Below are 26699 nucleotides of genomic sequence, written 5' to 3' on the forward strand. Positions count from 1 at the left end.
GTGCAGGATGCACGGGGCCAGCGCACTCTCGGGAGGAGAGTGCGCTCAGGTAAGTACTCGCAGCGACCGGTTCGACGACATGCGGCTAAGCCTGACGCATCTCACGCGATGAGTCAACTGATCCCACATTTTGGTTCACGGACGTGGGCGTGTCGGTCGTCGACACCCCCTCCACGCCGGCTGTCACCTGCGGAGACGCCTCCACGGCGGGGCGTTGGGCGGGCGGGTTGTTGCGCAGCCGGGGCAGCAACGGCGACGGCGTACGCGCCGGCGGGGACGGCGGCGCGGGCGGGATCGCGGCGGGCCGGTTGCCGGGCGCGGTGGCCGCCTCCAGCATCGCCTCCAGGTGCTCGGCCGGCACTCCCCAGCCGAAGAGCGCGCCCTGGCCGAACCGGCAGCCGGCGGCCACCACGGCGGCCAGCTCGGTCGGGTTGGTGACCCCCTCGGCGATCACCTCCAGCCCGAGCTGGTGGCCGAGGCGCATGACGATGTCGACCATCGGGGCGAACGCCGGCCCCTCCCGGCCCACCGGCCGCACCGGCTCGTGCTCGGCGACCAGACTGTGGTCGATCTTGAGGATGTCGATCGGCAGCCGCCGAAGCTGCCCCAGCGAGGAGTAGCCGGCGCCGAAGTCGTCGAGCGCGATCCGGACGCCGGTCAGCCGCAACGCGGTCAGCCGCCGGATCAGCTCGTCCAGGTCGGTGGCGACCGCGTGCTCGGTCACCTCCAGCACCAGCCGCTGCGGCGGCACGTGGTGCGCGCGCAACGCGTCGGCCACCTGGACGACGTACTGCGGGGCGTGCAGCTCGCGCGGCGAGACGTTCACCGACACCCAGACGTCGTGCCCGTCGGCCAGCCAGCGGGAGAGCTGGTAGCAGGCCTGGTGCAGCACCCACGCGCCGAGCTTGGAGATCATCCCGCACTCCTCGGCCAGCGGGATGAACTCGTCCGGCCGGACGTTGCCCAGCTCCGGGTGGCGCCAGCGGAGCAGCGCCTCGGCGCCGACCGGCCGGACCGAGGGCAGCGAGGCCACCGGCTGGAAGACCAGCCGCAGCTCGTCGCGCTCGATCGCGCCGCGCAGCTCGTGCTCCAGCCGGGTGCGCCGGCTCAGCAACTGGTCGTACGTGGCGTCGTAGCGCTCGATCCGGTTCTTGCCGCGCTGCTTGGCGTAGCGCAACGCCAGGTCGGCGTTGCGCAGCAACAGCTCGACGTCGTGGTCGCCGGGACTGCCGGCCACCCCGATGCTGACCGAGAGGAAGACCGGCCCGTCCGCCTCCTCGTACGGGCGGCCGAGCAGCCCGAGCAGCCGCTCGGCGACCGGCCCGGGCTCGGCCGAACCGTGCATCAGCACCGCGAACTCGTCGCCGCCGAGGCGGGCTGCCAGATCACCCGGCCGCAGGTTGCCGCGCAGCCGCCGACCCACCTCGGCGAGCACCGCGTCGCCGACGTCGTGCCCGCGCATGTCGTTGACGTTCTTGAAGCCGTCCAGGTCGAGCCCGAGCAGCACGCAGGGCACCCCCGTCTCGGCGCACCGGTGCAGGGCCCGCAGCAGCCCGCGCCGGTTGGCCAGGTCGGTGAGCGGATCGGTGTGCGCCAGCTCGCGGAAGTGCGCCTCCCGCTCGGCCAGCCGGACGGCGTAGCCGCGCACGTCGTTGAGGGCGAGATATTGCCGGGCGACGAGCGCGAACCCCTCGACGCTGCCGGTCACGATGCCGTACCCGTCGAACCGGCCACCCTGGGTGAGGTGGTACATCGCGGAGGCGGCCATGGCGAACATCGGCACGAACGCGTACTCGCCGTCGCGGCGGATGAGGTCGACGTCGAACCGCGTCGCGTCCGCCCGGCGCCCGGCGACGGCGGTGGCCACCAGGCCGGCCGCGGTCAGCACGGCGCCGGCCAGCAGCATGCGCGGGCCGCCCTGGCACAGCCCGGCCGCCACGCCCAGGCCCCCGGCGGTCACCGCGATCGCGCCGCCGCCGAGCAGCGTCAGCCAGCCGCGCGGCGGGGCGGCGCGCAGCACCAGGATCAGCGTCAGCCCGGTGGTGAGCGCGGCGCTGACGGTGGCCAGCAGGATGGGCAGGCAGGCGACCGGGGTGGCGTCGCCGAGCAGCCGGGTCGGCGCGCTGAACGCCACCCAGCCGACGAACCACAGCGCGGTCGCCATGATCACGCCGTCGAGCAGCAGCCGGGCGGTGGCGGCCCGGGTCGCCGCCGCGCCGGGCAACCGCAGCAGCGCGGCGCCGAGACCCACCGCGGCCACGGTGGTGGACGCCGCGACGAGCGTGGCCCAGCCGGTGCGCTGGCCCTGCCGGTGCGCCCAGTGGTCCCCGGCGAGCAGCAGGCCGCCCAGGCCGAGGAGCAGGCTGAGCAGGGCGGTCCCGCCGGCCACGGCCAGCAGCAGGTGGGCCTGCCGACGGGGGCCGGTGCGGCGCCGGGCCGACGCGGCGAGCAGCGTGACGGCGCCGGCCGCGGCGCAACCGCTCAGCGCCGCGACGGCGACCATCCCCGGGGACGACTGCACACGTCCAACTCTGCCGGATCCGTGCCCTCCGTGGGGGACCGGGTGTGCAACTGTTGGGACACAGGGTGTACGGCCGGAAGTCGCCGGGCCGGCGGTGTCAGACTGGTGGACATGCCTGAGCTGCGGTCGAGGACATCCACCCACGGTCGGACGATGGCCGGCGCCCGGGCCCTCTGGCGGGCCACCGGGATGACCGACGACGACTTCGGCAAGCCGATCGTCGCCATCGCCAACAGTTTCACCCAGTTCGTACCCGGTCATGTCCATCTCAAGGACCTCGGCGGCCTGGTCGCGGACGCGGTGGCCGAGGCCGGCGGCGTGGGTCGGGAGTTCAACACCATCGCCGTCGACGACGGCATCGCCATGGGCCACGGCGGCATGCTCTACTCGCTGCCCAGCCGCGAGCTGATCGCCGACGCGGTGGAATACATGGTCAACGCGCACTGCGCGGACGCCCTGGTCTGCATCTCCAACTGCGACAAGATCACCCCCGGGATGCTGCTCGCCGCGCTGCGGCTGAACATCCCGACCGTGTTCGTCTCCGGCGGCCCGATGGAGGCCGGCAAGACGGTGGCGATCGAGGGCGTCGTCCACTCCAAGATCGACCTGATCGACGCCATGATTGCGTCCTCGAACGAGGCGGTCACCGACGACCAGCTCGGCGAGATCGAGCGCTCGGCGTGCCCGACCTGCGGCTCCTGCTCCGGCATGTTCACCGCCAACTCGATGAACTGCCTGACCGAGGCGATCGGCCTGGCGCTGCCCGGCAACGGCTCGACGCTGGCCACCCACGCCGCGCGTCGGTCGCTCTTCGTCGAGGCCGGCCGCACCGCCGTGGAGATCGCCAAGCGCTGGTACGACGAGGACGACGCCTCGGTGCTGCCGCGGGCGATCGCCGGCCGGGCCGCGTTCGAGAACGCGGTCGCGCTCGACGTGGCCATGGGCGGCTCCACCAACACGATCCTGCACCTGCTCGCCGCCGCCCGCGAAGCCGAGCTGGACTTCGACGTGGCCGACATCGACGCCGTCTCGCGGCGGGTGCCGTGCCTGGCCAAGGTCGCCCCGAACTCGCCGAACTACCACATGGAGGACGTGCACCGGGCCGGCGGCATCCCCGCCATCCTCGGCGAGCTGGACCGCGCCGGCCTGCTCCACCGCGACGTGCGCGCGGTGCACTCCCCCAGCCTCGACCGGTGGCTGGCCGACTGGGACGTGCGCGGCGGCTCGGCCACGCCCGAGGCGGTCGAGCTGTTCCACGCCGCGCCCGGCGGGGTGCGCACCACCGAGCCGTTCTCCACCACCAACCGCTGGTCGTCGCTGGACACCGACGCGGCCGGCGGCTGCATCCGCGACCGTGCGCACGCCTACAGCGCCGACGGCGGGCTGGCCATCCTGCACGGCAACCTGGCGCCGGACGGCTGCGTGGTGAAGACCGCCGGGGTGCCCGAGGAGTGCCTGACGTTCCGCGGCCCGGCCAAGGTCTTCGAGTCGCAGGACGACGCGGTGACCGCCATCCTGGCCAAGCAGATCGTCGCCGGCGACGTGGTGGTGATCCGCTACGAGGGCCCGAAGGGCGGCCCCGGCATGCAGGAGATGCTCTACCCCACCTCGTTCCTGAAGGGCCGAGGGCTCGGGCGCGCCTGCGCGCTGCTCACCGACGGCCGGTTCTCCGGCGGCACCTCCGGCCTGTCCATCGGGCACGTCTCGCCGGAGGCGGCCTCCGGCGGGCTGATCGCGCTGGTGCGCGACGGCGACGAGGTCGTCATCGACATCCCGGGCCGCTCCATCGAGCTGAACGTGCCCGCCGACGAGCTGACCGCGCGCCGGGTGGCCGAGGAGAAGCGCGACCGTCCGTACACCCCGGCCGACCGGCAGCGCCCGGTCTCGGCGGCGCTGCGCGCGTACGCCTCGATGGCGACCTCGGCCAGCGACGGCGCGTACCGCCGCGTCCCCGAGTAGGTGCAAGGAGGGGCCCCCGCTCAACGCCTCGTGCATAGGCGGGGGCCCCGCTCGACGCCTTTCACCGGTAACCTCCGGCGACGTGGAGACGACGGTGAGCTACGCGCGACTGATCCGACCGGCGATCGACCGGGTCTACATGGGCGCCCGCCTCAAGGCGCGCCCCCGGATGGCGGCGTTCTACGCAGAACGCGGCCACGAACTCGGCATGGAGAACACGCTCTTCTCCGGCGTGCTGGCCCGACCGATGCCGGCCGAGGCGCTCGCCGACGGCCTCATCTACACCGGCGTCGACCTGAGCCGGGAGCTGGCGCAGGGCGTCTTCGTCCGCGACGACGAGGGTGCCTGGCACCTGACCGAGCGGGGCCGGGAGTTGGCGTCGTTCGGTCAGCGCGCCAGCGGCGAGGCCGCCGAGGAGCTGTGGGGGACGCGGCCCGAGGTGCTGCCCGGCCTGAGCATCGTGCCCCGGCTCGCGGACCTGGTCGGCCGGGTGCTGGCGCACGCGCAGGCCACCGGCGGGCCGGCGTTCCGGGCCATGTCCCCGCCGTACGAGCCGGACGGCGCATCCCCGGCGCTGCTGCTCGTCACCCGGCTGGGCTCGCTGCGGCACCACCGGGCGGACGCGCACCGGGCCGCGTGGCGGGCCGCCGGGCTGACCGCCGACGAGATCCGCGCGCTGCCGGACGGGCCGGAGCGCGCGCCGATCGAGGCCGACACCGACCGCCGCGACGAGCCGGCGTACGCGGTGCTCACCGACGCCGAGCGGTGGGAACTGCTGGCCGGCCTCGCCGCCCTGCCCAACTAGCCGCCCAACCGGCGAACGCCGTCGTCGTCGTGGCGGTACACGGTGTGGCCGTCGCGGGTGACGCGCAGGGTCACCGCCCGGCCGGCGTGTTGCGCGGCGAGCCGGACCAGCTCGGGCGCCGGGTCGGCACCCAGCTCGCAGGCCGGTGAGCCGGGCACCGGAAGCGGCTCGTCCGGGTCGGCGGGGACCAGTGCGGCCACGTCGTCGGCCAAGTGGGTGAGGCAGTCGTCGAGCGCCGCCGCCAGGCTGGGCCGGTCGGGCAGGTCGTCCGGGTGCACCGGGGCGTCGCGCCGCCGCACCTCCACCGACCACCACCGGCCGTCCGGCCGCAGCGGGTGGTCGGCGTGCCGCCGCAGGTCGAGCACGCCGACGTGCAGCGCCAGGTCGAGGCCGAGCACGAGCCGGACCAGCTCGGGCAGCGGCGGCACCTCCGGGCGGACGGCGGTGACGAGAAGCCGGCCGCCGCCGATCTGACGCACGTACTCCCCGACCGGGTCGGCCCCCGCCCAGGGCAGGCTGACGTAACCGTCGCGCAGCTCGCGGACGATCATGTGGCCGCCGTCCGCCTCCGCCAGGTCCTCCGGGCGTACGTCGAAGACGCGCGCCCACGCGCCGAGCCGGTAGCGCTCGGGGAGCTGCACCACCGGCCGGCCGTCGGGCGTGTGCGCCACCGTGCGGGTGGCCTCCGGGATACCGCTGCGCCAGGTCAGGTGCACCACCCGGTGCCGCAGGTCGGTGATGGTGACCAGTACCGCCGGGCGGTCCCGGCCGGGGGTGCCTACGAACGGAAACCCGGTCCCCGGCTCTCCGGACGAGGGTCCCGGGTCGTCGAGCCGGGACGGGTCGGGCGGCTCGGTGACCCGACACAGCGGCGGCCGGCCACGCACCGCCGACCGGGCGGGTGACCCGGCGTAACCGCAGGCCGGTGTACCACCAGCCGCCGTCCCGCCACACCGCCTGCGCGCCCGGTCGACCGTCGGCCAGCTCGGCAACGACGCGTCGCTCGATCCGGCCGACCGGCCCGGGTGAGACGGGGATCGGCGGTGCACCGCAGCGTCGCCGACCGGGGTCGAGCAGCCGGGCCGGCACGGTCAGCCCGCGCTCGGTGAGGCCGGTCAGGGCCGCTCGCGCATCGGTGAGCGTCATCGCAGTCGTCAGGTCGGGGCTACCCTCGACCGGACCGTTGGGGACGGGTGAGCCGGGCACCTCGTAACGAACCATCCACATCAGATGACAGTCGTCTCGGTAAGCCGTCCACGAACGACGGCCGTCGCATCGGCGGAGCGTCACGACGAGGTCGAGCAGGAGCAGGTCGGCCAGACGGCAGAGCTGGGTGAGCCGACCGTCCGGGTCCACCCGTTCGGATGCGGTCTTCCCGCCCACCCAGAGCCGCCACGGGCGGCGGGCCGCGTCGGCGAGGGCCTGCGCCGCGAGGGCGTACCAGTCGGCGACGGACAGCTCGGGACGCCAGGTCGGCGGGAGGCGTATCCACAGCGCGTCGGGGTCGAGCGCGACGGCCACGGTGGACGCGAGGTCGCGTACCCGGGCGGTCAGGTCGGCCACCACGCGACCTGTCGCGTCCGGTCGCGGTTCGAGGTCGGCGGGCGTCACCCGGTGTGAGGCGACCGCGCCGGTGTCGGTGTTGGCGACGGTCAGCAGGAGCTGCGCGCGGCGGCGGCCCCGCCAGCGGCAGCGCGGGCAACCGGCGCCACCGCACTGCGGGCAGGCGGTGACGTCGCTCATCGCGGTGGCCTCGGCGCGCAGGCTCCGTCGTGGTCGACCCGGCGCGCGCACCGGCGGCGGTCGGGCAGCGGCAGGTCGCAGAAGACCCGATGGCGTACGCCCTGCGCGTCCTCGAAGCTGACGGTGACCTCACCGGCGTCCACTTCGGACAGGAAGCTCACCGAGCGGGCCAGCGTGCCGGCGAAGTGGCGGGCGGCGGACAGGTCGACGGCGGTGAACGGCAGATGCGCCACGAAACGCTCACCCATGGGATTCCCAGAATACGTACACGAGAGCGTCACTCCCATTTCCGATAACCGCTAGAACAGGGCTTGTGCGCTGGTCATCCTGTGGCTGTATCGGCATTTGCGCAACGCTCTCCGGCCCCGATTCTTGACTTATTTCTGCATAACGGATAGGCATTCCGGAACGGGTACTCGGAGTGTTGCAAAATGGGACGGAGGCGTGGTCGTTGGCGGAGGACATGGGTTCGACGGTGCCGCGACGGCAGCTCGGCCGGGCGCTGCGGCAGTTGCGCACCGAGGCCGGGGTGACGCTCGACGCGGCGGCCGAGGCGCTGGAATGCAGCCGGCAGAAGGTGTGGCGGATCGAGAGCGGCCTCGGGTCGGCGCGCGGGGTCGACGTGCGGGCGATGTGCCAGCTCTACGACGCGAACGCGGAGCTGACCGGCGCGCTGGCCGCGCTGGCGAGCGAGACGAAGGCGAAGGGTTGGTGGCACGCCTACGGCGACGCCATCCCGGACTGGTTCGAGCTGTACGTCGGCTTGGAGTCGGCCGCTTCCCGACTCCGGTTCTTCAAGAACACGTTGGTGCCGGGACTGCTCCAGACGAAGCGGTACGCCCTCGGCATCTATCAGGTCGATCAGCCGGAGATGAGTCCGGAAGACCGGGAGTTGGCGGTCGAGCTGCGTCTGCAACGGCAGTCCCTGCTCACTCGCCGGCTGCCCAGGGCACCACGGGTGCAGGTGACGCTCTGCGAGTCGGTGCTGCTTCGCCCGGTCGGCGATCCCTCGGTGATGGCCGAGCAACTCCGGCATCTGCTGGAGATGTCCGACCTGCCGAACGTCTCCGTGCGCATCCTCCCGCTGTCCGCCGGGCCGCATCTTGGTGCGGTGGGCGGAGAGTTCGTGATGCTGGAATTCCCACTAGGCAATCGGAGCACTCCGGAGCCCGCCGTCATCTACTGCGAATCATGGACGGGCGCGCTCTACCTCGACCGCCCGTCGGAGTTCGCGGCCTACGAGAAGGCGTGGATGAGTCTCGATCGGCTGACGCTTGATGAGGAACAATCACGGCACCTGATCAACAAGATCCTTGGGGAGGCTCACCATGGCTGATCTGACCGACGCCCAGTGGCACAAGAGTACTCGCAGCGGCGGCAACGGCGGGGAGTGCGTCGAGGTGGCCGACAACCTGCCCGGCCTGGTCGGCGTACGCGACAGCAAGGACCCGGCGGGTCCGGTCCTCACCTTCACTCCCGCCGCCTGGACCACCTTCACCGCCCAGACCAAGCACACTCGCTGATCCCCAGCCGGCGAGTGGAACGCCATGGGTCTCTCCGGCCCCATTTGACACCCATACCGTTCCACTCACCGCGCTCAGGCCGGGTGAGTGGAACATCATGGGTGTGTCAGCACCCGTTTGACACCCATGGCGTTCCACTAGCGGCGCGGGAAGTGCAGTCAACTAATGGACGGAATTGCCGGTAAGGGCCGAACCGTTGACACGGACGCCTCCGTCCGGCAGCCCGATCCGGCCGGGCGGATCGTCCGGCACCCGACCCGGGCAGCTCTTTCCATGCGTACGCGCCCACGATCACACCGCTTTCCGGTCCGGCCCGCAGGTAACTTCTCGTACCACCGCCTTCACGAGGAGTATCCGCATGTCCCAGGAGACCTGGCTCGCGGCCCGCCTGATCCCCACGTCCGGCATCAACGGCGCGGAGGAGCAGGAACGCCGGGCCACATCCGCGCTGCTGGCGGTGATGAGCGCGGTACGGGAGTTCGGGCGGGTGCTCACCCAGTCCCTCGGCGCACCGGCCGGCACGGTGCAGACCTTCATCGAGGTGCCGTTCAAGCTCGGCAACCAGCAGCTCTTTCCGGACGGCCTCATCCGCGTCACGCGGGGGCAGCGACAGTGGACCGCGCTGGTGGAGGTGAAGACCGGCAGCAACGCGTTGCGGACCGAGCAGGTGGAGGCGTACCTGGACATCGCCCGCGAACAGGGCTTCGACGCTCTCATCACGATCTCCAACGAGATCGCCCCGGTGCCGGGCCAGCACCCGACCACGATCGATCGCCGGAAGCTGCGCAAGGTCGCGCTCTACCACCTGCCCTGGACGGAGATCCTGACCCAGGCGGTGATCCAGAAGGAGTACCGCGGCATCGCCGACCCGGACCAGGCGTGGATTCTGGGCGAGCTGATCAGGTACCTCGAGCACCCACGTTCGGGCGCACTGGAGTTCAGCGACATGGGACCGGCCTGGGTCTCCGTACGCGATGGGGTGTCGGCCGGGACGCTGCGGGCCGGCGACGGCGGCGCGGCGGAGGTGGCCGGCCGTTTCGACGCCCTGATCCGCTACGCCTGCCTGCGCCTCGGCCGGCAGTTGGGCACCGACGTCACGCCCGCGCTGAGCCGCCGTGACCTCGCCGACCCGGCCGCCCGCACCCAGTTGCTTGTCAACCAGCTCGTCACCACCGGAAGCCTGACCGGAAGCATCCGGATTCCGGGCGCGGTCGGCCACCTCCACGTCACCGCCGACCTGCGGGCCGGGCAGATCGTCTGCCACGTCGACGTGGACGCTCCGCGCACCGGCAGGCCGACCACCAGGGTGAACTGGCTGGTCCGCCAACTCAAGGACGCGCCGGAGACGGTACGGATCGAGGCGTTCGCCCTGCACGCCCGCGGGGGTGGCGCGACGGACCTGCTGCGACAGGTCCGCGCCGAGCCCAGCATGCTGATCACCGACCCGGCCCGTGAGCTGCGGGCGTTCCGGGTCGCGCAGAGCACGGCGGCGGGCACCAAGCGGGGCAGCGGGCGGGGTGCCTTCATCGACTCCGTGCTGCGCGCGGTCGACGACTTCTACGAACAGATCATCCAGAACCTGAAGCCGTGGATGCCCGCCCCGCCGCGCCTGCGTACGCCGGACGACGTCACGCCGGTGCAGTCGGTCGCCGCGAGTCTCGTCTCGACCGCCATCTCCTCCCAGGACAGCCCCGACCTCCACGACCCGTCGGCGGCGGGCGACAACCACGAGGCAGACAACCAGCAGAGGCCGTGAACCTGCCGATCCTTCCCGCACGAGGGGCGTGCGGGAAGGAACGCCGAAAACGGGTAGGGCTGCGTGTCAGCTCACTCCAGGGATGCCCGTCATGCCTTCGATCCACCCGGCGACCACCGACGTCTGGGTGGCATGGCCGTAGGAAAGGCCCGACGTTGCATACCAGATCCCATAGACGCGGTCGCCCTGCCAGACGCCCGCACCCGAATCTCCCTCCAGCGGAATTCCGTCGACGGGAGTCAGCCGCATCTCGTCCACGGCGGACCCGTCCACCTTCATGGAGCAGACCCGGAGCGACGAGGTCGGAGCCGATGAGGGGACGTTCGGCTGATCCCGGCCCCAGCCCCGCACGGCGACCTGGATGCCCGTCTTCAGGAGCGAGTTGGCGTTGTACTTCGCGATGAGCTGCACATTGCGCACGGACCACTGCAGTTCCACGACCGCGACGTCGTACTTGTCGTTGGGCGCCCAGCCGATGACCGGGACTCCCTCGCCGTACATCGGCCTGCGGTCGCCGGTCCAGATCTGGAACGAGTCGGGGTCTTCGCCGTCGAAGCAGTGCTTGGCGGTGAGCACCCAACGCTGACCGATCAGCGTCCCCGTGCACACGTATTTGTCTCCGTAGTCAGCCCAGATGTTGACCTGGCCGCGGAGCACCCCGCTGGTGGTGCCGCCGAAGATGGCCGATGCCGGCGTCGAGCCGGCGAACACCAGCGCGACCGCGAGGCCGGCCGCCGCGGCGGCTGCGGCACCTGAACGGAACATTCGTCCGATCTTCAACAGGGCTCTCCCCCTCGTAGAAAACGTTTGGTCCGGTGACCGTAATCGATGTCGTGTCCGGGCGGCGGAAACGGTGGATGACAAAGCCGTTTCGGGGTGATGACGCGACCCGGCGCTCCGCGCAACCCGCTGGCGGCCGACCGGTCCTGACCGTTGCAGGCCCGCTCAGCCGGCGTAGACCATGTTGTTACGGGCGAGGGAAGAGGTGGGAGGATGGGCTCCACCACTGACAGGCTTGTCCCACGCAGGCGTGTAGGAGTGTTGATGAACCTTGAGCGGCTGTGGTCCGGGCTGACGACGGAAATCCTCCGCACCCTTGCCGCCTATCGGTCCCGGTTGTCGGAGATCGACGTGCAGGAGAAGGCCGATCGGACTCTGCTCACGGAGGCCGACCTCGCAGTCGAAAAGATGATCATCGACAGGCTCCGTGCCTTCGATCCGGCAGCCCGCGTACTGGCGGAGGAGTCCGGAAGCGGCAGTTGGCGGCCCGGCGTCGACGAGGAGCCCGAGCGGATCTGGATCATCGATCCGATCGACGGCACGGCGGAGTTCGTCCGACCGCAGAGCAGTGAGTTCTGCTCGGTCGTCTGCCTGCTGGAGCGGCGGGAGCCGGTGGCGGCGCTCATCGTCGCCCCCGAACTCGGCACCGGCCGCGCGCCGGTGGTCGTGCACGCGTCCCGAGCCACCAGCACGATCGTGGTCAACGGCCGCCCCGCAGCGCTCAACAACGGCCCGGAGCCCGCACTTGTCGCATCTCTGACACGAAGTGCGACCTCCGAGGCGCCGCTTCACGAGTTGGCCATGACCAAGGCCGGATATCGACTGAAGACCCGCACCACGTCGCAGACGCTCGACATGATCCGGACCGCGCTGGACCTCACCGACCTGGTCGAGGGCACACCACGCTTCGACCTCTTCTATCGCAGGCGACAGAAGGTCTGGGACGGCTTGGCGGGCTTGTGTCTGGGTGAGATCGTCGGTCTAATGTCTACGGACATTGATGGAGGCAAACGCCTGCCAGTGTCCATCGAGACGCTCGCTCAGCCAGAACCGACTTTCGCCAGCACCGTGATGGGTCGCCCGGAGGCAGTCAAGTGGTTCGTGGAGGTGGCGCGGAACTCCCGCACCGAAACACCGAGGTCCTCGTAGACGTCACATCGATCATCGGTGCCGATGACTTCGTTGCCGCCCAGAACCGCCGCGCGCAACCCGGCGATCCGTTCGCGCGACAGGCGTTCGTCGAGCTGATCCAGTCACTGATCTTCATGAACCGGGTGTGGGTCGCCCACCCGGTACTCGCACGACCTACCGCTGCGGACTTCGGCACCAGGCCTCTCCTGCTCCGGGCGTTGGCAGAGGCCGAGTTGCTCCATCCGCTGCATCTTGACGCCGACGAGAGCCAGGCCGCTCGAACCGCCGAGGAGTCCGCTCTTCAGGATCTGCAGAGCTGGCAGGGAAGCCGGGCACTCGGACAGTTCATCGAACAGGCGCTCGCCTGCGACGACGCCATGCCCGGCGCCCGTAACTCACTGTCGAAGCGCATCCACGGGTGGTCCACGTTCCAGGCCACACATGTCCGCGTCGCCGGTCATCACGCCGATCGGATCGCGACCTCCGACGGTGTGGAGGACGACCCTTCGGCGAGTGGGCGAGGGCGGCCTCGATCGTCCTACGGGGGCCACTTCAGTCGATGGCCCCGCCGGGTGAGGAGGTCTACGTAGCGGCCACCCTTGCCCGCGGGCTCAAGTACCGGTCGAGAGCGGATGCCACCGGCCTTTCCTACCAGGCACACCCCCTTCGAAGAGACTTCCTCCTCACCTTCGACCTGTCCCGCGAGGGCGCCGCCGAGGGGGTCGTACTCGACGTCATCAAGGCCATTCGCGGCATCCACCAGTCGCTCGCCACTGCCGCGAGCGAGAGCGACACCCATCAGGTGCGGCTGCTCGAGCTGGAACTACCGCTTCTCGGTGGCCGGCTCTGGCAGGCCTCGGAGACCGGCAGGTTGGGCGACAACGCGTGGGTCGACCTGGTCGTCAGCCGCATCGGCGATTATCGACAGAAGGCGGCCGATCTACGAGAGGCCGTCGCCAGGTGCGTCACCGACGAGGACTACCTACGCCTCGTACGGGACATCGACGAGGCGAAGAAGCAACTGCTCGAACGCCTCGGGTTTCGCAAGATCGCACTGTCGGCGGTGGAGCAGGAACTCGTCAACGGCGTGGCGTCCGTCGCCGAGTCGGTGCCCGGCATTCCAAAGGTCTCGGGAATGTGGATCGGTGCCCGGGTGATCGGCAAGCAGATGGCTGCCACCGGCACGCCGGTACAGCGATTCCTGTACAAGGAGTTCTATCGGGCGTGGAAGCGGGCCGGACGCTGACAGATGCGTCAGTGTTAAGCGGGGCCCCCTGCTATGCGGAATGCGTTAACAGGGGGCCCCTCCTTCAGCCGTTGACGCAGCGCAGCACCGGGCGGCGCGTCAGCGCCGCCCGGTCGAGCGGGGCGGCGGCGCGCACCGTGAAGACGGCGCTCTCCCCCGGCAGCAGCGTGACCAGCGCGGTGTCGACCTGCGCGGACGGGTCCAGCCGGTCGGGAAAGAGCGTCAGGTCGCGCAGCACGGTCCGGGCGGTCACCCGGACCCGCTGGCCGCCGTCCACCGGCTCGACGGTCGCGTCCCACTCCGCCGCCGGCCACGTGATGTCGCGGTCCTCGGCGAAGAACCACAGCGCCCGCTCCGCGGTGTCGCCGGCGTCCGCGACGAGCAGCTCACGGCGGGCCTCGTCCGGCCGCGCCAGCTCCGCCGGCAGCGCCAGCACCACCGAGGAGTACGCCGGGACGTCGAGGTCGACCGAGGTCTTCGCCCTCGGCTCCCCGGTGACGGTGAGCCGGGTGACCGTCGCCGGGCCGGTCCACGCCTGCCCGGTCTCGTTGACCGCGACCACCGCCAGCCCGCCGTCGCGCGGCTGCACGGTGAGCAGCCGGTCGGCGTAGGCGCGGCGCAGCGCGTACCACAGGGGTTTGCGCCGGCCGTCGCCGTCGACGGCGGCCCAGGAGGTGACCGGCCAGCAGTCGTTGAGCTGCCACACGATGGTGCCGGTGCAGACCGGCCGGTGGGACCGGAAGTGCTCGACGCCGAGCTGGATGGCGCGCGCCTGGTTGAGCTGGGTGTAGTAGTGCCAGTCGTCGAAGTCGGCGGGCGGCGGCAGGTGGGCGTCCAGCCCGCGCTGGAGTTTCCGGTCCCCGTCGATCGCCTTCTGGTGGTGGGCCATGCCGGGCGAGTCGTGCGCGAGCGGCTCGTCGGAGATGGACCGGCGCAGCGTCGCGTACGTGGGCGGGGCCTGGTAGCCGAACTCGGCGACGAAGCGGGGCACGTACTCGCGGTACTTGGTGTAGTCGTCGTCGTTCCAGACGTCCCAGATGTGCATGGTGCCGTGCGCCGGGTCGTTGGGGTGCCGGTCCTCGGTGCCGGACCAGGGGCTGCCCGGCCAGTACGGGACGGTCGGGTCCAGCTCGCCGACGATCGCGGGCAGCAGCTCCAGGTAGTAGCCGCGTCCCCAGGTACGGCCGGCGAGCGGCTCCTGCCAGTCCCAGTCGTGCCAGCCCCAGATGTTCTCGTTGTTGCCGGTCCAGAGCACCAGCGAGGGGTGGCCGGCGAGCCGGGCCACCTGTTCCCGCGCCTCGGCCTCGACCTCGGCGCGGAACGGCTCCTCCTCCGGGTACGCCGCGCAGGCGAACAGGAAGTCCTGCTGCACCAGCAGCCCCAGTTCGTCGGCCAGCTCGTAGAAGTCGTCCGACTCGTACCGGCCGCCGCCCCAGATGCGCAGCAGGTTGACGTTCGCCCCGACCGCCTGGTCGAACCGGTCGGCCAGGCGCGACCGGGTGACCCGGTTGGGGAACGCGTCGTCGGGGATCCAGTTGACGCCCTTGACGAAGATCGGCAGCTCGTTGACGTGCAGCGTGAACGGGGTGCCGTGGGCGTCGGGCGTGGTGTCGAGGCGGACCGAGCGGAAGCCGATCCGGCGGGACGCGGCGTCGAGGTCCCGCCCGTCGGCGGCGTGCAGCGTGACGTGGAGGTCGTGCAGCGGCTGGTCGCCGTACCCGACCGGCCACCACAGCGCCGGGTCCGGCACGGTGAGCGCCAGTACGGCGGTGCGTTCCCCGGCCGGCACGGTGACCTCGGCGGTGACGCCGGCGACGTCGGCGCGTACGGCCAGCGGCTCGTCGCCGGCCCGCTCCACGTCGACGTGCAGCTCCACCCGGCCGACGCCGTCGGAGACGGTGACCAGCGGCCGGACCGCCGCGAGCCGGGCGGTGGACCAGGCGTGCAGGCCGATCTCCTGCCAGATGCCGGCGGTGACCACTGTCGGTCCCCAGTCCCAGCCGAAGTTGCAGGCGGTCTTGCGGATGAACTGGAACGGCTCCGGGTACGCGTTGGGCCGGTCGCCGAGCCGGTCCCGGTGCGCCTCGGCGTAGCGGTACGGCGAGTCGAAGCGTACGGCCAGGGTGTTGTCGCCCGGGCGCAGCAGCGCGCGGACGTCGAACCGGTAGGAACGGTGCTGGTTCTCGGTGCGCCCGACCTCGACGCCGTTGAGCGTCACGGTGGCCACCGTGTCCAGGCCGGCGCAGACCAGGTCGACCCGGTCGTCCGCACCCGGCTGCCAGGCGAACGTGGTCCGGTAGACCCAGTCGGTGCGCCCGATCCAGAGCAGCCGGTTCTCGTTGTCGTCCAGGTACGGGTCGGGGACGAGACCGGCGGCGAGCAGGTCGGTGTGTACGCATCCGGGCACCGTGGCCGGCACCTCGGCGCCGGCGATCTCCGGCGGCACCTGCGCGCCGGGCTCGGCCCGTAGCGTCCAACCCTCGTGCAGCAGCGTGGAACGGCTCACGACTTCACCGCGCCTTCCATGATTCCGCGGACGATCTGGCGTCCACCGATGAACAGCATCAGCAGCAGGGGGACGGTGGCGATGAACGCGCCGGCCAGCACCCGCCGGTAGATCACGTAGTTGCCGCTGGCCAGGTCGGAGATCGCCACCATCGAGGTCGGGTAGTCGGTGCCGCTCAACGTGATCAGCGGCCACTGGAAGTCGTTCCAGGTGGCCACGAACGTGAGCAGGCCGAGCACCGCCAGGGCCGGGCGGATCGCGGGGAGCACGATCGTCGCGTACACCCGCATGGTCGTGGCGCCGTCGACCCGGGCCGACTCGATCAGCTCGTCCGGGACGGTGTTCACGATGAACTGCCGCATGTAGAACACGCCGAACGCGGTGACCAGGCCGGGCGCGATGACCGCGAGCAGCGTGCCGTTCCAGCCGAGCTTGCCCATCACGATGTAGAGCGCGACGATGCCGAGCTGGTTCGGCACGGTCAGGGTGAGCACCACGAAGAGCATCAGCGCGCCGCTGCCCTTGAACCGCAGCTTGGCGAACGCGAACCCGGCCAGCGAGCAGAAGAACAGCACCGAGGCGGTGACCAGCGTCGACACGATGACGCTGTTGACGAGCGAGGCGGCGAAGTAGACGTCCTGGAGGGAGAAGACCTCGTCGACGTTGGTCAGGAACCGGTCACCCGGGACGATCGCCGGTGGCAGCTTCGCCAGCGCCTCGTCGTTGCTGGTGGCGATGACGAACATCCAGTAGAGCGGGAACGCGGCGAACAGCATGCTGACCGCGAGCAGCAGGTAGGTCCAGAGCCCGGCCGGCGTCTCCTGCGGCGCCCGGGCCATCGCGCGCCGCTTACGCGGGGCCGGCGGGACGGCGGGTGGGGCTGCGACGCTCATTTGCGCCCTCCGGACAGTCGGTTCGTCATCAGGTAGTTCAGGCCGGCGACGATCAGGATGATCAGGAACAGCGCCCAGGACATGGCCGCGGCGTAGCCGAGGTTGAGGTCCTTCCAGCCGACCTTGTAGATGAGCTGGGCGATGGTCTGCCACTCGCCGTTCGGGCCGCCGGTGGCGGCCTGGGCGTTCGGGTCGAACAGCATCGGCTCGGTGAAGAGCTGGAGCCCGCCGATGGTGGAGAGGATCACGGTGAACACGACCACCGGCTGGATCATCGGCACGGTGATCCGCCAGAGCTGTTTCCACTGGCCGGCGCCGTCGATCGCGGCGGCCTCGTAGACGTCGCGCGGGATGGACTGCATGGCGGCCAGGTAGAGCAGCGCGTTGTAGCCGATCCACTTCCAGTTGACCATGGTGGCGATGGCGATCCAGGCGTGCAGCTTGTCGGCCCGCCAGTCGATCGGGTCGTCGGGGCCGCCGATGCCGAGCAGGCCGAGCGCCCAGTTGGCCATGCCGAAGTCGCGGGAGAAGAAGACGCTGAACACCATGGTCGAGGCCACGATCGGCGTCACGTACGGCAGCAGCACACCGACCCGCCACCAGGTCTGCGCCCGCAGTTGCCGGTTGAGCAGCGAGGCGACCAGCAGCGCGAGCAGCAGCTGCGGGACGGTGGAGAGCAGGAAGATGCCGAAGGTGTTGTAGAGCGCGTTCCAGAAGTCCTCGTCGGCGATGAGGCGACTGAAGTTCTCGACGCCGGCCCAGTAGGGCAGCGTCGGGTCGTCCAGGCGGTAGTTGCGCAGCGAGACCACCGCGTTGAACAGCAGCGGGAACAGCCCGAACACGATGAAGAGCAGAAAGAACGGCGCGATCATCAGGTACGGCATGTAGCGCATGTCGAAGCGGTACAGCCGGTTGCGCCAGGTCAGCCGCCGGTCTTCGGCCCCGCGACGGCCGCGCTCCGGCGCGGGTCGGTGGCGCTGCGGCGCGGGCGCGGCACGGGTGCTGGACATCGGATCACTCCAGAGCCGAGGTGGGGGTGGACGGGGTACGGCGGTGCCGGAGCGGGTCGGTCCGCTCCGGCACCGGCGGTGCGTCAGGACTTGGCGGCCTTGTCGGCCTCCTTGACCGCCTCGGTCCAGGCGGCGTCGGGCTTCAGCGACTTGTTCTCCACCCGGCGGATGACGTTCTCCACCGCGACCCGGGTCGGGCCGTTCTTCTTGCCCAGGTACTGCGGGGTGAGGCCCTGCGCCATCTTCGGGAAGATCTGGCCGACCGGGGCGTCGTTGAAGAACGGGTTCTTGAAGTCGGCGATGGCCGGGTCGGCGTAGAGCGCCGGCTGCGACGGCAGGTTGCCGACCTTCTTGAAGATCTCGATCTGCTGTTCCGGCGCGACCAGCCACTCCAGCAGCTTGTACGCCTCGTCGACGTGCTTGCCCTGCTTGGGGATGGTCAGGAACGAGCCGCCCCAGTTGCCGCCGCCGCCGGGCACCGCGGCGATGTCCCACTTGCCCTGGGTGCCGGGCGCGGTGTCCTTGATGTGGCCGAGCATCCACGCCGGGCAGGCGAGCACCGCGAACGCGCCGCTGGTGAAGCCCTTGTCCCAGTCGGCCTGGAAGCTGACCAGGTTGGCGGAGAGCCCGCCCTGGACGGCCTTGACCGTGTAGTCGAATGCGACCTTCGGGCCCTGCTCCATCTGGAGCTGCTCCTGGTCGTTGTAGAAGCCGACCTGCTGCTGCCCGAGGATCGGGTTGAACAGGTTCGTACCGGCGTCGATGAACTTCTTCTTGGTCTTGCCGGTGTACTGCTGGCCGACCTCCAGGAACTTGTCCCAGGTGGGCCAGAGCGCGGAGACCTGGTCGCGGTCGGTGGGCAGGCCGGCGGCCTTGAACAGGTCGGTGCGGTAGCACATGGCCAGGCCGCCCACGTCGGTGCCGAGACCGATCTGCGTCTTGCCGTCGGCGGACAGCGACTGCTTCCACTTCCAGGGCAGGTACTTGCTCTCGTACGAACCGGCGCCCTTGTCCAGCAGGTTGACGAACTTGTCGGACTGGCTGCGGAACTGGACCATGAAGCCCTCGTCGATCGCCGCGATGTCCGGCGCGCCGTTGCCGGCGACGAGCTTCTTCTGCAGGTCCTCGTGCTGGGCGTTGTACTCGCCCGAGTTGAGCTGGATCTTGACGTTGGGGTGGTCGGCCTCGTACTTCGTCTTGAGGTCCTGGAGGCCGAAGTCACCCCAAAAATTGATCTTCAACGTGACCTGGCCGTCGGCCGTGTCCGCGCCGCCGGTGGTGCTCTTGCCGCTACAGGCGGCGACCATGACCAGGCTGACGGCACCGACGGCGGCCGTGCGCGCCCAGTGCGTCCAGGACCGTTTCATGTCATCCTCCGCGCCAAATGGGAACGCTCCCGAGATCGAGAGACGTTGACTGAACCGGATAAGTGAGGCCACCGTACGGTTCGCTCTTTGCACTGTCAACGGCCGGTTAACAGCGAGGCCGTCCCGTAACCTTCCGGACCGGATGGGAGCGCGACCATGCGTGGTGGAGCGCTTTCCGGAGCAGTTTCGGGAGCGTCGGGATGGTGGACACCGGGCCGGATGCCCGTACGCTGAACCGCACAAGTGACCAACTGTGCGGTTCAGTCGCCGGCCGGCCGCCGCGCCGACCGACCGACGGGCCCGGTGCAGTAGCGTCACTCCCCGCCGCCACCCGGCGGCCGGAAGGCGCCCGCGAGGGCTGGACACAGTGGAGGAACGCTGCGGTGAAGCGGCCGACCATCGCCGACGTCGCCCGGCGCGCCGGGGTCTCCAAGGGCGCGGTCTCGTACGCGCTGAACGGGCAGCCCGGCGTCTCCGAGGCGACCCGCCAGCGCATCCTGGCCATCGCCGCCGAGATCGGCTTCAGCCCGAGCAGCGCCGCGCGGGCGCTCTCCGGCGCCACCGCCAAGGCGGTCGGGCTGGCGCTGTGCCGGCCCGCCCGGATACTGGGCATCGAGCCGTTCTTCATGGAGCTGATCAGCGGCGTCGAGGCGGAACTCTCCGCCCGCTCGTACGCGCTCACGCTCCAGGTGGTCACCGACCAGGAGGCGGAGATCGCGGTCTACCGCCGGTGGTGGGCCGAGCGCCGAGTCGACGGCGTCTTCGTCTGCGACCTGCGCACCGACGACCGGCGGGTGCCCGCGCTGGAGGAGCTGCAACTGCCCGCCGTGGTCATCGGCGGCCCCGGGCACACCGGCACCCTGGCCAGCGTCTGGTCCGACGACGCGGCAGCCCTGGTCGAGACCGTCGAGTACCTGGTCGCGCTCGGGCACCGGCGGATCGCCCGGGTCGGCGGGCTCCCCTCGCTGCTGCACACCGAGATCCGCACCGACGCGTTCACCGACGTGTGCCGGCGGCTCGGGCTGGACGAGGCGAGCACGGTCTGGTCCGACTACACCGGCGAGGAGGGCGCGCGGGCCACCCGCCGGCTGCTCAGCTCCGCCAACCGCCCGACCGCGGTGATCTACGACAACGACGTGATGGCCATCGCCGGGCTGTCCGTGGCGCAGGAGATGGGGCTGGCCGTCCCCGGCGACCTCTCGATCGTCGCCTGGGACGACTCACCGCTCTGCCAGCTCGTGCACCCGCCGCTGACCGCGCTGGGCCGGGACATCCCCGCGTACGGGTCGCACGCCGCCCGACAGCTCCTCGCCGTGATCGCCGGGGAGCCGGTGACCGAGTTGCAGGACGAGACCGCCCACCTGACGCCGCGCGGCAGCACCGCCCCGCCGCGTCAACGCTGAACCGGTTAAGTCAACTCCTCACCGGGACGCCGAGGGGAACTCCTCGAACCACGCCTCGACCCGCTCCGCGGTCGCCGGCCTGGCCAGCGCGAAGCCCTGGCCGTACCGGCAACCGGCCCGGCGGGCCCCGGCCACCTGACCGTCGGACTCCAGCCCCTCCACCACCACCTCCACACCGAGCCGGTCGCCGAGGTTCGCCACCACGTCGATCAGCGGACGCTGCCCGTCCCCGCCCGGCGCCACCAGGTGCGGGCCCACCTTGAGCAGGTCGATCGGCAACCGGCGGAGCTGGGCGAGCGAGGCGTGTTCGGCGCGGAAGTCGTCGAGCGCGGTGCGCACCCCGAGCGACCGCAGGCCGGCCAGCCGCGCCGTCACGGTGGGCAACTCCGCCCCCACCGCCGGTTCGGCCACCTCCACCACCAGCCGTTCCGGCGGCACGTCGTACGCCGCCAACGCGGTCGCGGTTCGCGCCACGAAGTCCGTCGCGGCCAGCTCCCGCGGCGTCACGTTGACCGCCATCCACAGCTCGCGGCCCCCCTCCGACCAGGCGGCGAGCTGCCGGCAGGCCCGGTCCACCACCCACCACCCGACCTCACCGAGCAGGTCCAGGTCGGCCGCCACCGGCAGCAGCTCCGCCGGCAGCACGGTGCCCAGCGCCGGGCTGCGCCAGCGCAACAGCGCCTCGGTGCCGACCGGCATCCGGTCGGCCAGCGCCACCACCGGCTGGTAGACCAGGTCCAGCTCGCCCCGGGCCACCGCGCCGGGCAGCTCCCGTTCCAGGTCGAGCCGGCGGACCAGTTGCTCCTCCAGGTAGGCGTCGTACCACTCGATCCGCTCCCGGCCGAGCTGCGCCGCCCGCCGCCGGGCCAGGTCGGCCTGGCGCAGCACGTCCTCCGGGTCGCCACCGGTCGTCTCGGCCAGCCCGACGCTGACCCGGAGCGGGGTGCCGCCCTCGGGCCGGGGGTACGGCTCGGCGAGCGCCGTCAGCAGCCGCGTGCCCAGCGCGTACGCGGGCACCGGCCCGAGGTCGGTGAGCACGGCGAACCCGGTGTCGCCGACGCGGGCGACCAGATCGTGCCGACCGCAGCCGGCGCGCAGCCGGCGCCCCACCTCGACCAGCGCCGGCCCGTCCGGCGGGGCCGCCTCGTCGCCGTGCACCTCCACCAGGAGGAGCGCGCCGCCGCTGCGCAGGGACAGCGCCCGCACCAGCTCGGCCCGGGTCAACAACGCCGGCTCACCGCCGTCGTCGCCCACGCCGACCAGCCGCCGCAGCCACGCCTCGCTGGCCGCGAGCCGCTCCACCCGGCGGCGCTGGTCGGCGGCGGCCAGCAGCTCACCCACCATGATCGGCGGGATGACCGCCAGGCCCAGGGCCATCGCCGCCGGGGTGAACTCGCCCACCGTGCCCAGGTGCACGCCGGCCGCGAGCGCGGCGATGCCGGCCGGCGCGGTGAGCCGGGGCCACGCGGCCGGCGCGGCCCCGTGGTGCGGTCGCTCCCCCGCCGAGGTACGCCGGGCGCCGGCGGCGATCAGCAACGCACCGGCCAGCACCGGCGGCGCGACGGCCGACAGCGCGCGATCCGGAACGTCGTACGCGAGCAGCACCACCAGCAGCGCCAACCCGCCCAGCGTGAGACCGGCGCCGGCGTGGCAGCACGCGGCGCCCGGCCGACGCCGGCGTTCGGAGACCGCCGCCATGGCGAGCACGGCCAACGCCAGCGCCCCGCCACCGGTGGCGACCCACGCGACCGGCGGCACCGGGCCGGCGGGCAGCAGCATCCAGCCGGCGAAGACCAGGCTGACGCCGAGCGCGAGGACGTCGACGGTGCGGCGCAGGCGTTCCCGGCCGGGGAGCCGGGACCGACCCGGCAGGCGGAGCAGCGCGGCGGCGTGCAGCGGCGCGGTGAGGCCGAGCCCGACCAGCGCCACCGGCAGCCGGTGCGCCGGGTCGCTCAGCGGCAGCACCGCGACGGTGAGCCCGGCGACCAGGACGGCCGCGTCGAGAATCGCGGCGACCCGGCGGGACAGCGCCACCCGGCGGGCCTGCCGGCCGGTCGCGCTGCCCGGGCCGGGTGGGCCCACCCGGCCGGTCGCCTCGGCCCGGCCCGGGGCGGTGGTCCGCTCGGCCGGCCCGGAGCCGCCCGCCCCCGGTACGCCGAGGCAGGTCCTCGGCCGACCCGGAACGGCGCGCGGCGTCGAGTTCGGATGGCCGGCCCCGGTCACGCCGCGGCGCGTCCGGGCCGAGGGCAGGGGGCCTCGGGTCGGGACGGCGTGAGGTGCCGGCGCCGGCGTGGGCGGCACGCCCGCCAGCCAGGCGAGCCGGACGCAGGCGAGGGCGGAGGCGCCGGCCACGGCGAGCGCCGCGGCGGCGGGACCGGGCACGACCCCGGCGATGCCCGCCAGCAGGAAGGACATGCCGAGGACCGACACGGCGAGGTCGGGCAGCGGTGGCCGCCGGCGGGGTCCGGCGGAGGGGATGACGGGCACGGCGGTCGCCTTCGTGAGGGGGCACGGGGCGGTGCTGTTGCGGTGCGACGTGCGGGGTCGGGCAGGCACGGTCGCATCGGCGTGGACCGCTGCGGCCATGCCTAAGAACGATCCCGGAATCGGCCGGTGACGGAACGTTGTTAGTGACGTGCGTCACAATCAAGTCAGGCAGCCTCGACCCGGGGGCGGCGCAGGGGCGTGAGCTGGTCGGATGCGATCATCGGAGCGTGAGTCGCGCCGACACCGTCCGTTTCCGTCCCAACCAGGCCATCCTGGTGGCCGCCATCGTCGCCTTCATCGGCGCGCTGCCGCTGGCCACCGCCCGGTGGTGGCTGCTCTGGGTGCTGCTGGTGCCGCTCGGGATCGGGCTGTGGGCGTGGCGGTCCGGCACCGACGCCGACGCCCGGGAGCTACGGCTGCGGGCACTCGTCGGGCAGCGACGGGTGCCCTGGGACCGGGTCGCCGAGCTGGCCGGCGACGCCCGTGGCCGGGCCGTCGTCCGGCTCGACGACGGGCAGGTGCTCGTGCTGCCCGCGGTACGCGCCACCGAACTCCCTCGGCTGGTCGCCGCCACCGGGCAGCGCCTTCCCGACGACGACACCGGTCGGGAGCAGCCCGACGACACCGGTCAGTAGCCGTCCACCACCCGGTTCGTCAGCTCCTCCCCGGCCACGAAGCGACGCAGTTGCGCCCCCACCAGCCGGTACGCGCGCGGCAGCAGACCGCGCACCGAGCCGGCGACGTGCGGGGTGAGCAGCACGTTCGGCAGCTCCCACAGCGGATGGTCGGCCGGCAGCGGCTCCGGGTCGGTGACGTCCAGCGCGGCCCGGAGCCGCCCCGACGCCAGCTCGGCGAGCAGCGCCGGCGTCCGGGCCACCGGCCCCCGCGCGGCGTTCACCAGCAACGCGCCGTCCGGCATCGCGGCGAGGAACCGCTCGTCGACCAGACCCCGGGTCTGCCCGGTCAGCGGCACCAGCAGCACCACCACGTCCGCGGCGGGCAGCAGGGCGGGCAGGTCGGCCACCCCGTGCACGTCCTCGTCGGGGCGGGCGGTACGGGCGACGAGCGTGAAGCTCACCTCGAACGGGGCGAGCCGGGCGCGTACCGCCGCGCCGATCGAGCCGGCGCCGACGATCAGCACCCGCTTGCCGGCCAGCTCGTCGGTCGGGGCGACCTCGTCGTACGCCCATTCCCGGCGAGCCTGGGCGCGGGCCAGCGGCGCGAATCCGCGCAGCGCGGACAGGATCGCGCCGACCACCCACTCGGCGGTGGCCGAGTCGTGCACGCCGCGGGCGTCGCAGAGCGTCACGCCGGCCGGCATCCGACCCGCCCACGCGTCCGCGCCGGCGGAGAGCAACTGCACCACCTCGACGTCCGGCAGGTCGGCCAGGAGCGCGCCGGCGTCCGGGCCGGCCAGGAACGGCGGCACCCAGAACCGCACCCCGGCCGAGGACGACGGGAGGCGGGCCGGATCGGTCAGCACCTCCACGGTGACGTCGGGCGGCAGTTCGCCGAGCAGGCGACGACCGTCGGGGTGCGGAATCCATGCCTTCACGACCGCCGACGATATCCGTAGCCGCAGGTAGACGCCGCGGCGACCGTGACGAACGCCCCGCCGGGGGTCGGACACCAGTGCGACAGGGTTTAATCGGGGGCGGGACGCCGGCCGGCGTCGCGGTGCGCACGACAGGGGGGCGATGAGCGAGGACGACCCGGAGCGGAAGGCGGCGCCGATTCCGGCGCTTACCGATCCCGACCGGCTGCGGTCCCTCGACGAGACACGCCTCGACGCGGTGCCGGACGAGGCGTTCGATCGGTTCGCGCGGCTGGTCGGCGACCTGCTCGACGTGCCGGTCGCGCTGGTCTCCCTGGTCGACGCGGATCGCCAGTTCTTCCCCGGCGCGACCGGGCTGCCGCAGCCCTGGGCCGATCGCCGGGAGACCCCGCTCAGCCACTCGTTCTGCCAGCACGTCGTCGACATCGAGGTGCCGATGGTGCTGCCCGACGCCCGGCTCTACCCACGGGTGCGGTTGAACCTCGCCATCGAGGACCTCGGCGTGGTGGCGTACGCGGGCATGCCGCTGACCGACCTGGAGGGGCGGGTGCTCGGCTCGCTCTGCGCCATCGACAGCAAGCCCCGCGCCTGGACCAGGGAGCAGTTGCGTACGCTCGCCGACCTGGCCGCCGCCTGCTCGTCGGAGTTGCGGCTGCGGATCGCGGTCCGCAGCGCCGAACAGGCCCGCCGCCGCGCGGAGGAGGCCCACGACCGGCTCGCGATGCTGGCCGGGATGAGCGAGATGCTCGGCGGCACGCTCGACGTGACCACCGCGGTCGACCGCCTGGCGCACGCCATGGTGCCGCTGTTGGCCGACTGGTGCCTGATCACGCTGGTCGACCCGGCGGGCCGGCCGCGCAGCGTCTCCGGCGTGCACCGGGACGGGGACCGCCGCGCCGACCTGACCCGTTTCGCCTCGCTGCTGACCACCGGGCTCGGCCCGGAGTCGCTGATCCGCTCGGTGCTGCGCTCCGGTCGGCCGGTGATGAGCAGCACCGCCGGCATCGCGGACGTGGCGCGCGGCACCACCCGCCCGGAGCTGGTGCCGCTTGCCGAACGGCTCGGCATCGGCTCGCACCTGACGGTGCCCATCACCGCCGTCGGCGACCGGGTGATCGGCACCGTCACGCTTGTCAACCGCGCCGGCCGGCGCGGGTTCGACGCGAGCGACCTGCGCACCGCGCAGGACATCGGGGTACGCGCCGGCCAGGCGGTCGGCAACAGCCGGCTCTACGGCGAGCAGCGGCACGTGGCCGAGGTGCTCCAGCACAGCATGCTGCCGGTGCTGCCGACCGTGTCCGGGATGGAACTGGCCGCCCGCTACCTGCCGGCGGCGGACCGGGTCGAGGTCGGCGGCGACTGGTACGACGCGTTCGTCCAGCCCGACGGCGAGCTGATCGCCGCCATCGGTGACGTCGCCGGTCACGACATCGAGGCCGCCGCCACCATGGGCCAGTTGCGGAACCTGGTCCGGGGCAACGCGTACGGGCGGGACGATCCGGTGGAGGAGTTGGTGGCCAACCTCGACCGGGCCATCGGTGGGCTCCGGGTGCCGACGGTCGCCACCGCCGTGCTGGCCCGGGTCCGGCCCGGCGACGGTGGGCTCCAGGTCCGCTGGTGCAATGCCGGGCACCCGCCGCCGGTGCTGATCCGCGCCGACGGCACGGTGTCGGTGGCGGAGGGACGCGGTCCGCTGCTCGGTCTGGTCCGCCCGCCCCGGCGCACTGGCCGGACGCTGACACTCGCCCCGGGCGACACGCTGCTGCTGCACACCGACGGCCTGATCGAACGCCGCGACCAGCCGATCGACGAGGGGCAGGCGGAGCTGCTCGACCGGCTCGCCGCCGACGGTCCCGACGTGTCGCTGGCCGCGCTCTGCGACCGGCTGCTGGCCGCCGCGCACCGCCGCGAGGACGACGTCGCCGTGCTCGCCCTGCGCGCCGGCTGAGCGGCCGGCCCGCACCACGTCATCCGCACCCGGCGCCCGGGCACGGCCCGGACACGGCGGTCACCG

Annotated in this window: 20 protein-coding genes; 10 read left to right on the forward strand and 10 right to left on the reverse strand. The window is 72.3% G+C overall.

Annotated elements, in window-relative coordinates; all coding sequences use genetic code 11:
- Window positions 1-85: 85 nt before the first annotated feature.
- Window positions 86-2521, reverse strand: coding sequence for a bifunctional diguanylate cyclase/phosphodiesterase (locus tag AB0B02_RS17525; protein WP_357301283.1), 2436 nt, complete (start codon window positions 2519-2521; stop codon window positions 86-88).
- A 111-nt stretch (window positions 2522-2632) separates the two neighbouring features.
- Between AB0B02_RS17525 and ilvD the strand changes: the two genes are divergently transcribed.
- On the forward strand, window positions 2633-4480 hold the full coding sequence (gene ilvD, locus AB0B02_RS17530; RefSeq protein ID WP_281935839.1) for a dihydroxy-acid dehydratase: 1848 nt from the start codon (window positions 2633-2635) through the stop codon (window positions 4478-4480).
- An 82-nt stretch (window positions 4481-4562) separates the two neighbouring features.
- Complete coding sequence (locus AB0B02_RS17535) at window positions 4563-5285, forward strand: hypothetical protein (RefSeq protein WP_281935841.1); 723 nt, start codon at window positions 4563-4565, stop codon at window positions 5283-5285.
- Here the strand turns inward: AB0B02_RS17535 and AB0B02_RS17540 are convergent.
- Window positions 5282-6172, reverse strand: a complete 891-nt coding sequence (locus tag AB0B02_RS17540; RefSeq protein ID WP_357301288.1) for a hypothetical protein — start codon at window positions 6170-6172, stop codon at window positions 5282-5284. The two genes, AB0B02_RS17535 and AB0B02_RS17540, sit on opposite strands and share 4 nt — an antisense overlap.
- An 852-nt stretch (window positions 6173-7024) precedes the next feature.
- A complete protein-coding gene (locus tag AB0B02_RS17545) occupies window positions 7025-7276 on the reverse strand; it encodes a hypothetical protein (protein ID WP_281935846.1) in 252 nt (83 codons plus the stop codon).
- A 203-nt stretch (window positions 7277-7479) separates the two neighbouring features.
- Between AB0B02_RS17545 and AB0B02_RS17550 the strand changes: the two genes are divergently transcribed.
- The 3 genes from AB0B02_RS17550 (at window position 7480) to AB0B02_RS17560 (ending at window position 10307) form a co-directional block, all read left to right on the forward strand.
- A complete protein-coding gene (locus AB0B02_RS17550; protein WP_357301292.1) occupies window positions 7480-8364 on the forward strand; it encodes a helix-turn-helix transcriptional regulator in 885 nt (294 codons plus the stop codon).
- Entirely contained in the window at window positions 8357-8551 is a 195-nt protein-coding gene (locus AB0B02_RS17555; RefSeq protein ID WP_281935850.1) for a DUF397 domain-containing protein, read from the forward strand. Before AB0B02_RS17550 ends, AB0B02_RS17555 begins: the two co-directional genes overlap by 8 nt.
- A gap of 358 nt (window positions 8552-8909) precedes the next feature.
- Window positions 8910-10307, forward strand: coding sequence for a stress response protein (locus AB0B02_RS17560; protein ID WP_357301296.1), 1398 nt, complete (start codon window positions 8910-8912; stop codon window positions 10305-10307).
- 66 nt (window positions 10308-10373) lie between these two features.
- Here AB0B02_RS17560 and AB0B02_RS17565 read toward each other — a convergent pair whose 3' ends face one another.
- Window positions 10374-11087, reverse strand: coding sequence for a trypsin-like serine protease (locus tag AB0B02_RS17565; protein ID WP_281935854.1), 714 nt, complete (start codon window positions 11085-11087; stop codon window positions 10374-10376).
- A gap of 264 nt (window positions 11088-11351) precedes the next feature.
- Between AB0B02_RS17565 and AB0B02_RS17570 the strand changes: the two genes are divergently transcribed.
- Together AB0B02_RS17570 and AB0B02_RS17575 are read left to right on the forward strand one after the other, a co-directional pair.
- Complete coding sequence (locus tag AB0B02_RS17570) at window positions 11352-12236, forward strand: inositol monophosphatase family protein (protein WP_281935856.1); 885 nt, start codon at window positions 11352-11354, stop codon at window positions 12234-12236.
- A 541-nt stretch (window positions 12237-12777) separates the two neighbouring features.
- The gene (locus AB0B02_RS17575) at window positions 12778-13464 is read left to right on the forward strand and encodes a hypothetical protein (RefSeq protein ID WP_357301300.1); all 687 of its coding nucleotides are present in this window, start codon (window positions 12778-12780) and stop codon (window positions 13462-13464) included.
- 64 nt (window positions 13465-13528) lie between these two features.
- On the opposite strand, the gene AB0B02_RS17580 is transcribed toward AB0B02_RS17575, so the two are convergent.
- The 4 genes from AB0B02_RS17580 to AB0B02_RS17595 all read right to left on the reverse strand — a co-directional run bounded on the left by AB0B02_RS17580 (window position 13529) and on the right by AB0B02_RS17595 (window position 19240).
- Window positions 13529-15970 (reverse strand): glycoside hydrolase family 2 protein, encoded by a 2442-nt coding sequence (locus AB0B02_RS17580; RefSeq protein ID WP_357301304.1) that lies wholly within the window; start codon window positions 15968-15970, stop codon window positions 13529-13531.
- Window positions 15967-16809, reverse strand: a complete 843-nt coding sequence (locus AB0B02_RS17585) for a carbohydrate ABC transporter permease (RefSeq protein WP_357301526.1) — start codon at window positions 16807-16809, stop codon at window positions 15967-15969. The genes AB0B02_RS17580 and AB0B02_RS17585 overlap by 4 nt, the downstream gene beginning before the upstream one ends.
- A 50-nt stretch (window positions 16810-16859) precedes the next feature.
- Complete coding sequence (locus AB0B02_RS17590) at window positions 16860-17873, reverse strand: sugar ABC transporter permease (RefSeq protein WP_281935860.1); 1014 nt, start codon at window positions 17871-17873, stop codon at window positions 16860-16862.
- Window positions 17874-17956: 83 nt separating this feature from the next.
- Entirely contained in the window at window positions 17957-19240 is a 1284-nt protein-coding gene (locus tag AB0B02_RS17595) for an extracellular solute-binding protein (protein ID WP_357301308.1), read from the reverse strand.
- Between the two features lie 383 nt (window positions 19241-19623).
- Here AB0B02_RS17595 and AB0B02_RS17600 point away from each other — a divergent pair, with 383 nt between their 5' ends.
- A complete protein-coding gene (locus AB0B02_RS17600; protein WP_281935863.1) occupies window positions 19624-20643 on the forward strand; it encodes a LacI family DNA-binding transcriptional regulator in 1020 nt (339 codons plus the stop codon).
- An 18-nt stretch (window positions 20644-20661) separates the two neighbouring features.
- Here the strand turns inward: AB0B02_RS17600 and AB0B02_RS17605 are convergent, their stop codons facing one another.
- Window positions 20662-23130 carry a GGDEF domain-containing phosphodiesterase gene (locus tag AB0B02_RS17605; protein WP_357301311.1) on the reverse strand — a complete coding sequence of 823 codons (2469 nt, stop codon included), beginning with the start codon at window positions 23128-23130 and terminating at the stop codon, window positions 20662-20664.
- A 227-nt stretch (window positions 23131-23357) separates the two neighbouring features.
- Here AB0B02_RS17605 and AB0B02_RS17610 point away from each other — a divergent pair, with 227 nt between their 5' ends.
- On the forward strand, window positions 23358-23765 hold the full coding sequence (locus AB0B02_RS17610; protein WP_357301314.1) for a PH domain-containing protein: 408 nt from the start codon (window positions 23358-23360) through the stop codon (window positions 23763-23765).
- Here the strand turns inward: AB0B02_RS17610 and AB0B02_RS17615 are convergent.
- A complete protein-coding gene (locus tag AB0B02_RS17615; RefSeq protein WP_357301317.1) occupies window positions 23759-24685 on the reverse strand; it encodes a 2-hydroxyacid dehydrogenase in 927 nt (308 codons plus the stop codon). The two genes, AB0B02_RS17610 and AB0B02_RS17615, sit on opposite strands and share 7 nt — an antisense overlap.
- 142 nt (window positions 24686-24827) lie before the next feature.
- Between AB0B02_RS17615 and AB0B02_RS17620 the strand changes: the two genes are divergently transcribed.
- Window positions 24828-26633, forward strand: coding sequence for a SpoIIE family protein phosphatase (locus tag AB0B02_RS17620; protein ID WP_357301320.1), 1806 nt, complete (start codon window positions 24828-24830; stop codon window positions 26631-26633).
- Window positions 26634-26699 lie beyond the last annotated feature (66 nt).

This window comes from Micromonospora sp. NPDC049240 (genome assembly GCF_040647835.1).
GTDB lineage: Bacteria > Actinomycetota > Actinomycetes > Mycobacteriales > Micromonosporaceae > Micromonospora.

What these genes read in the sequence shown, in the direction of transcription:
- AB0B02_RS17620 (WP_357301320.1), top strand. Translation starts at nt 24,828, where the DNA reads ATGAGCGAGGACGACCCGGAGCGGAAGGCGGCGCCGATTCCGGCGCTT.
- AB0B02_RS17545 (WP_281935846.1), bottom strand. Translation starts at nt 7,276, where the DNA reads ATGGGTGAGCGTTTCGTGGCGCATCTGCCGTTCACCGCCGTCGACCTG.
- AB0B02_RS17585 (WP_357301526.1), bottom strand. Translation starts at nt 16,809, where the DNA reads ATGGCCCGGGCGCCGCAGGAGACGCCGGCCGGGCTCTGGACCTACCTG.
- AB0B02_RS17570 (WP_281935856.1), top strand. Translation starts at nt 11,352, where the DNA reads ATGAACCTTGAGCGGCTGTGGTCCGGGCTGACGACGGAAATCCTCCGC.
- AB0B02_RS17590 (WP_281935860.1), bottom strand. Translation starts at nt 17,873, where the DNA reads ATGTCCAGCACCCGTGCCGCGCCCGCGCCGCAGCGCCACCGACCCGCG.
- AB0B02_RS17595 (WP_357301308.1), bottom strand. Translation starts at nt 19,240, where the DNA reads ATGAAACGGTCCTGGACGCACTGGGCGCGCACGGCCGCCGTCGGTGCC.
- AB0B02_RS17575 (WP_357301300.1), top strand. Translation starts at nt 12,778, where the DNA reads ATGGCCCCGCCGGGTGAGGAGGTCTACGTAGCGGCCACCCTTGCCCGC.
- ilvD (WP_281935839.1), top strand. Translation starts at nt 2,633, where the DNA reads ATGCCTGAGCTGCGGTCGAGGACATCCACCCACGGTCGGACGATGGCC.
- AB0B02_RS17560 (WP_357301296.1), top strand. Translation starts at nt 8,910, where the DNA reads ATGTCCCAGGAGACCTGGCTCGCGGCCCGCCTGATCCCCACGTCCGGC.
- AB0B02_RS17555 (WP_281935850.1), top strand. Translation starts at nt 8,357, where the DNA reads ATGGCTGATCTGACCGACGCCCAGTGGCACAAGAGTACTCGCAGCGGC.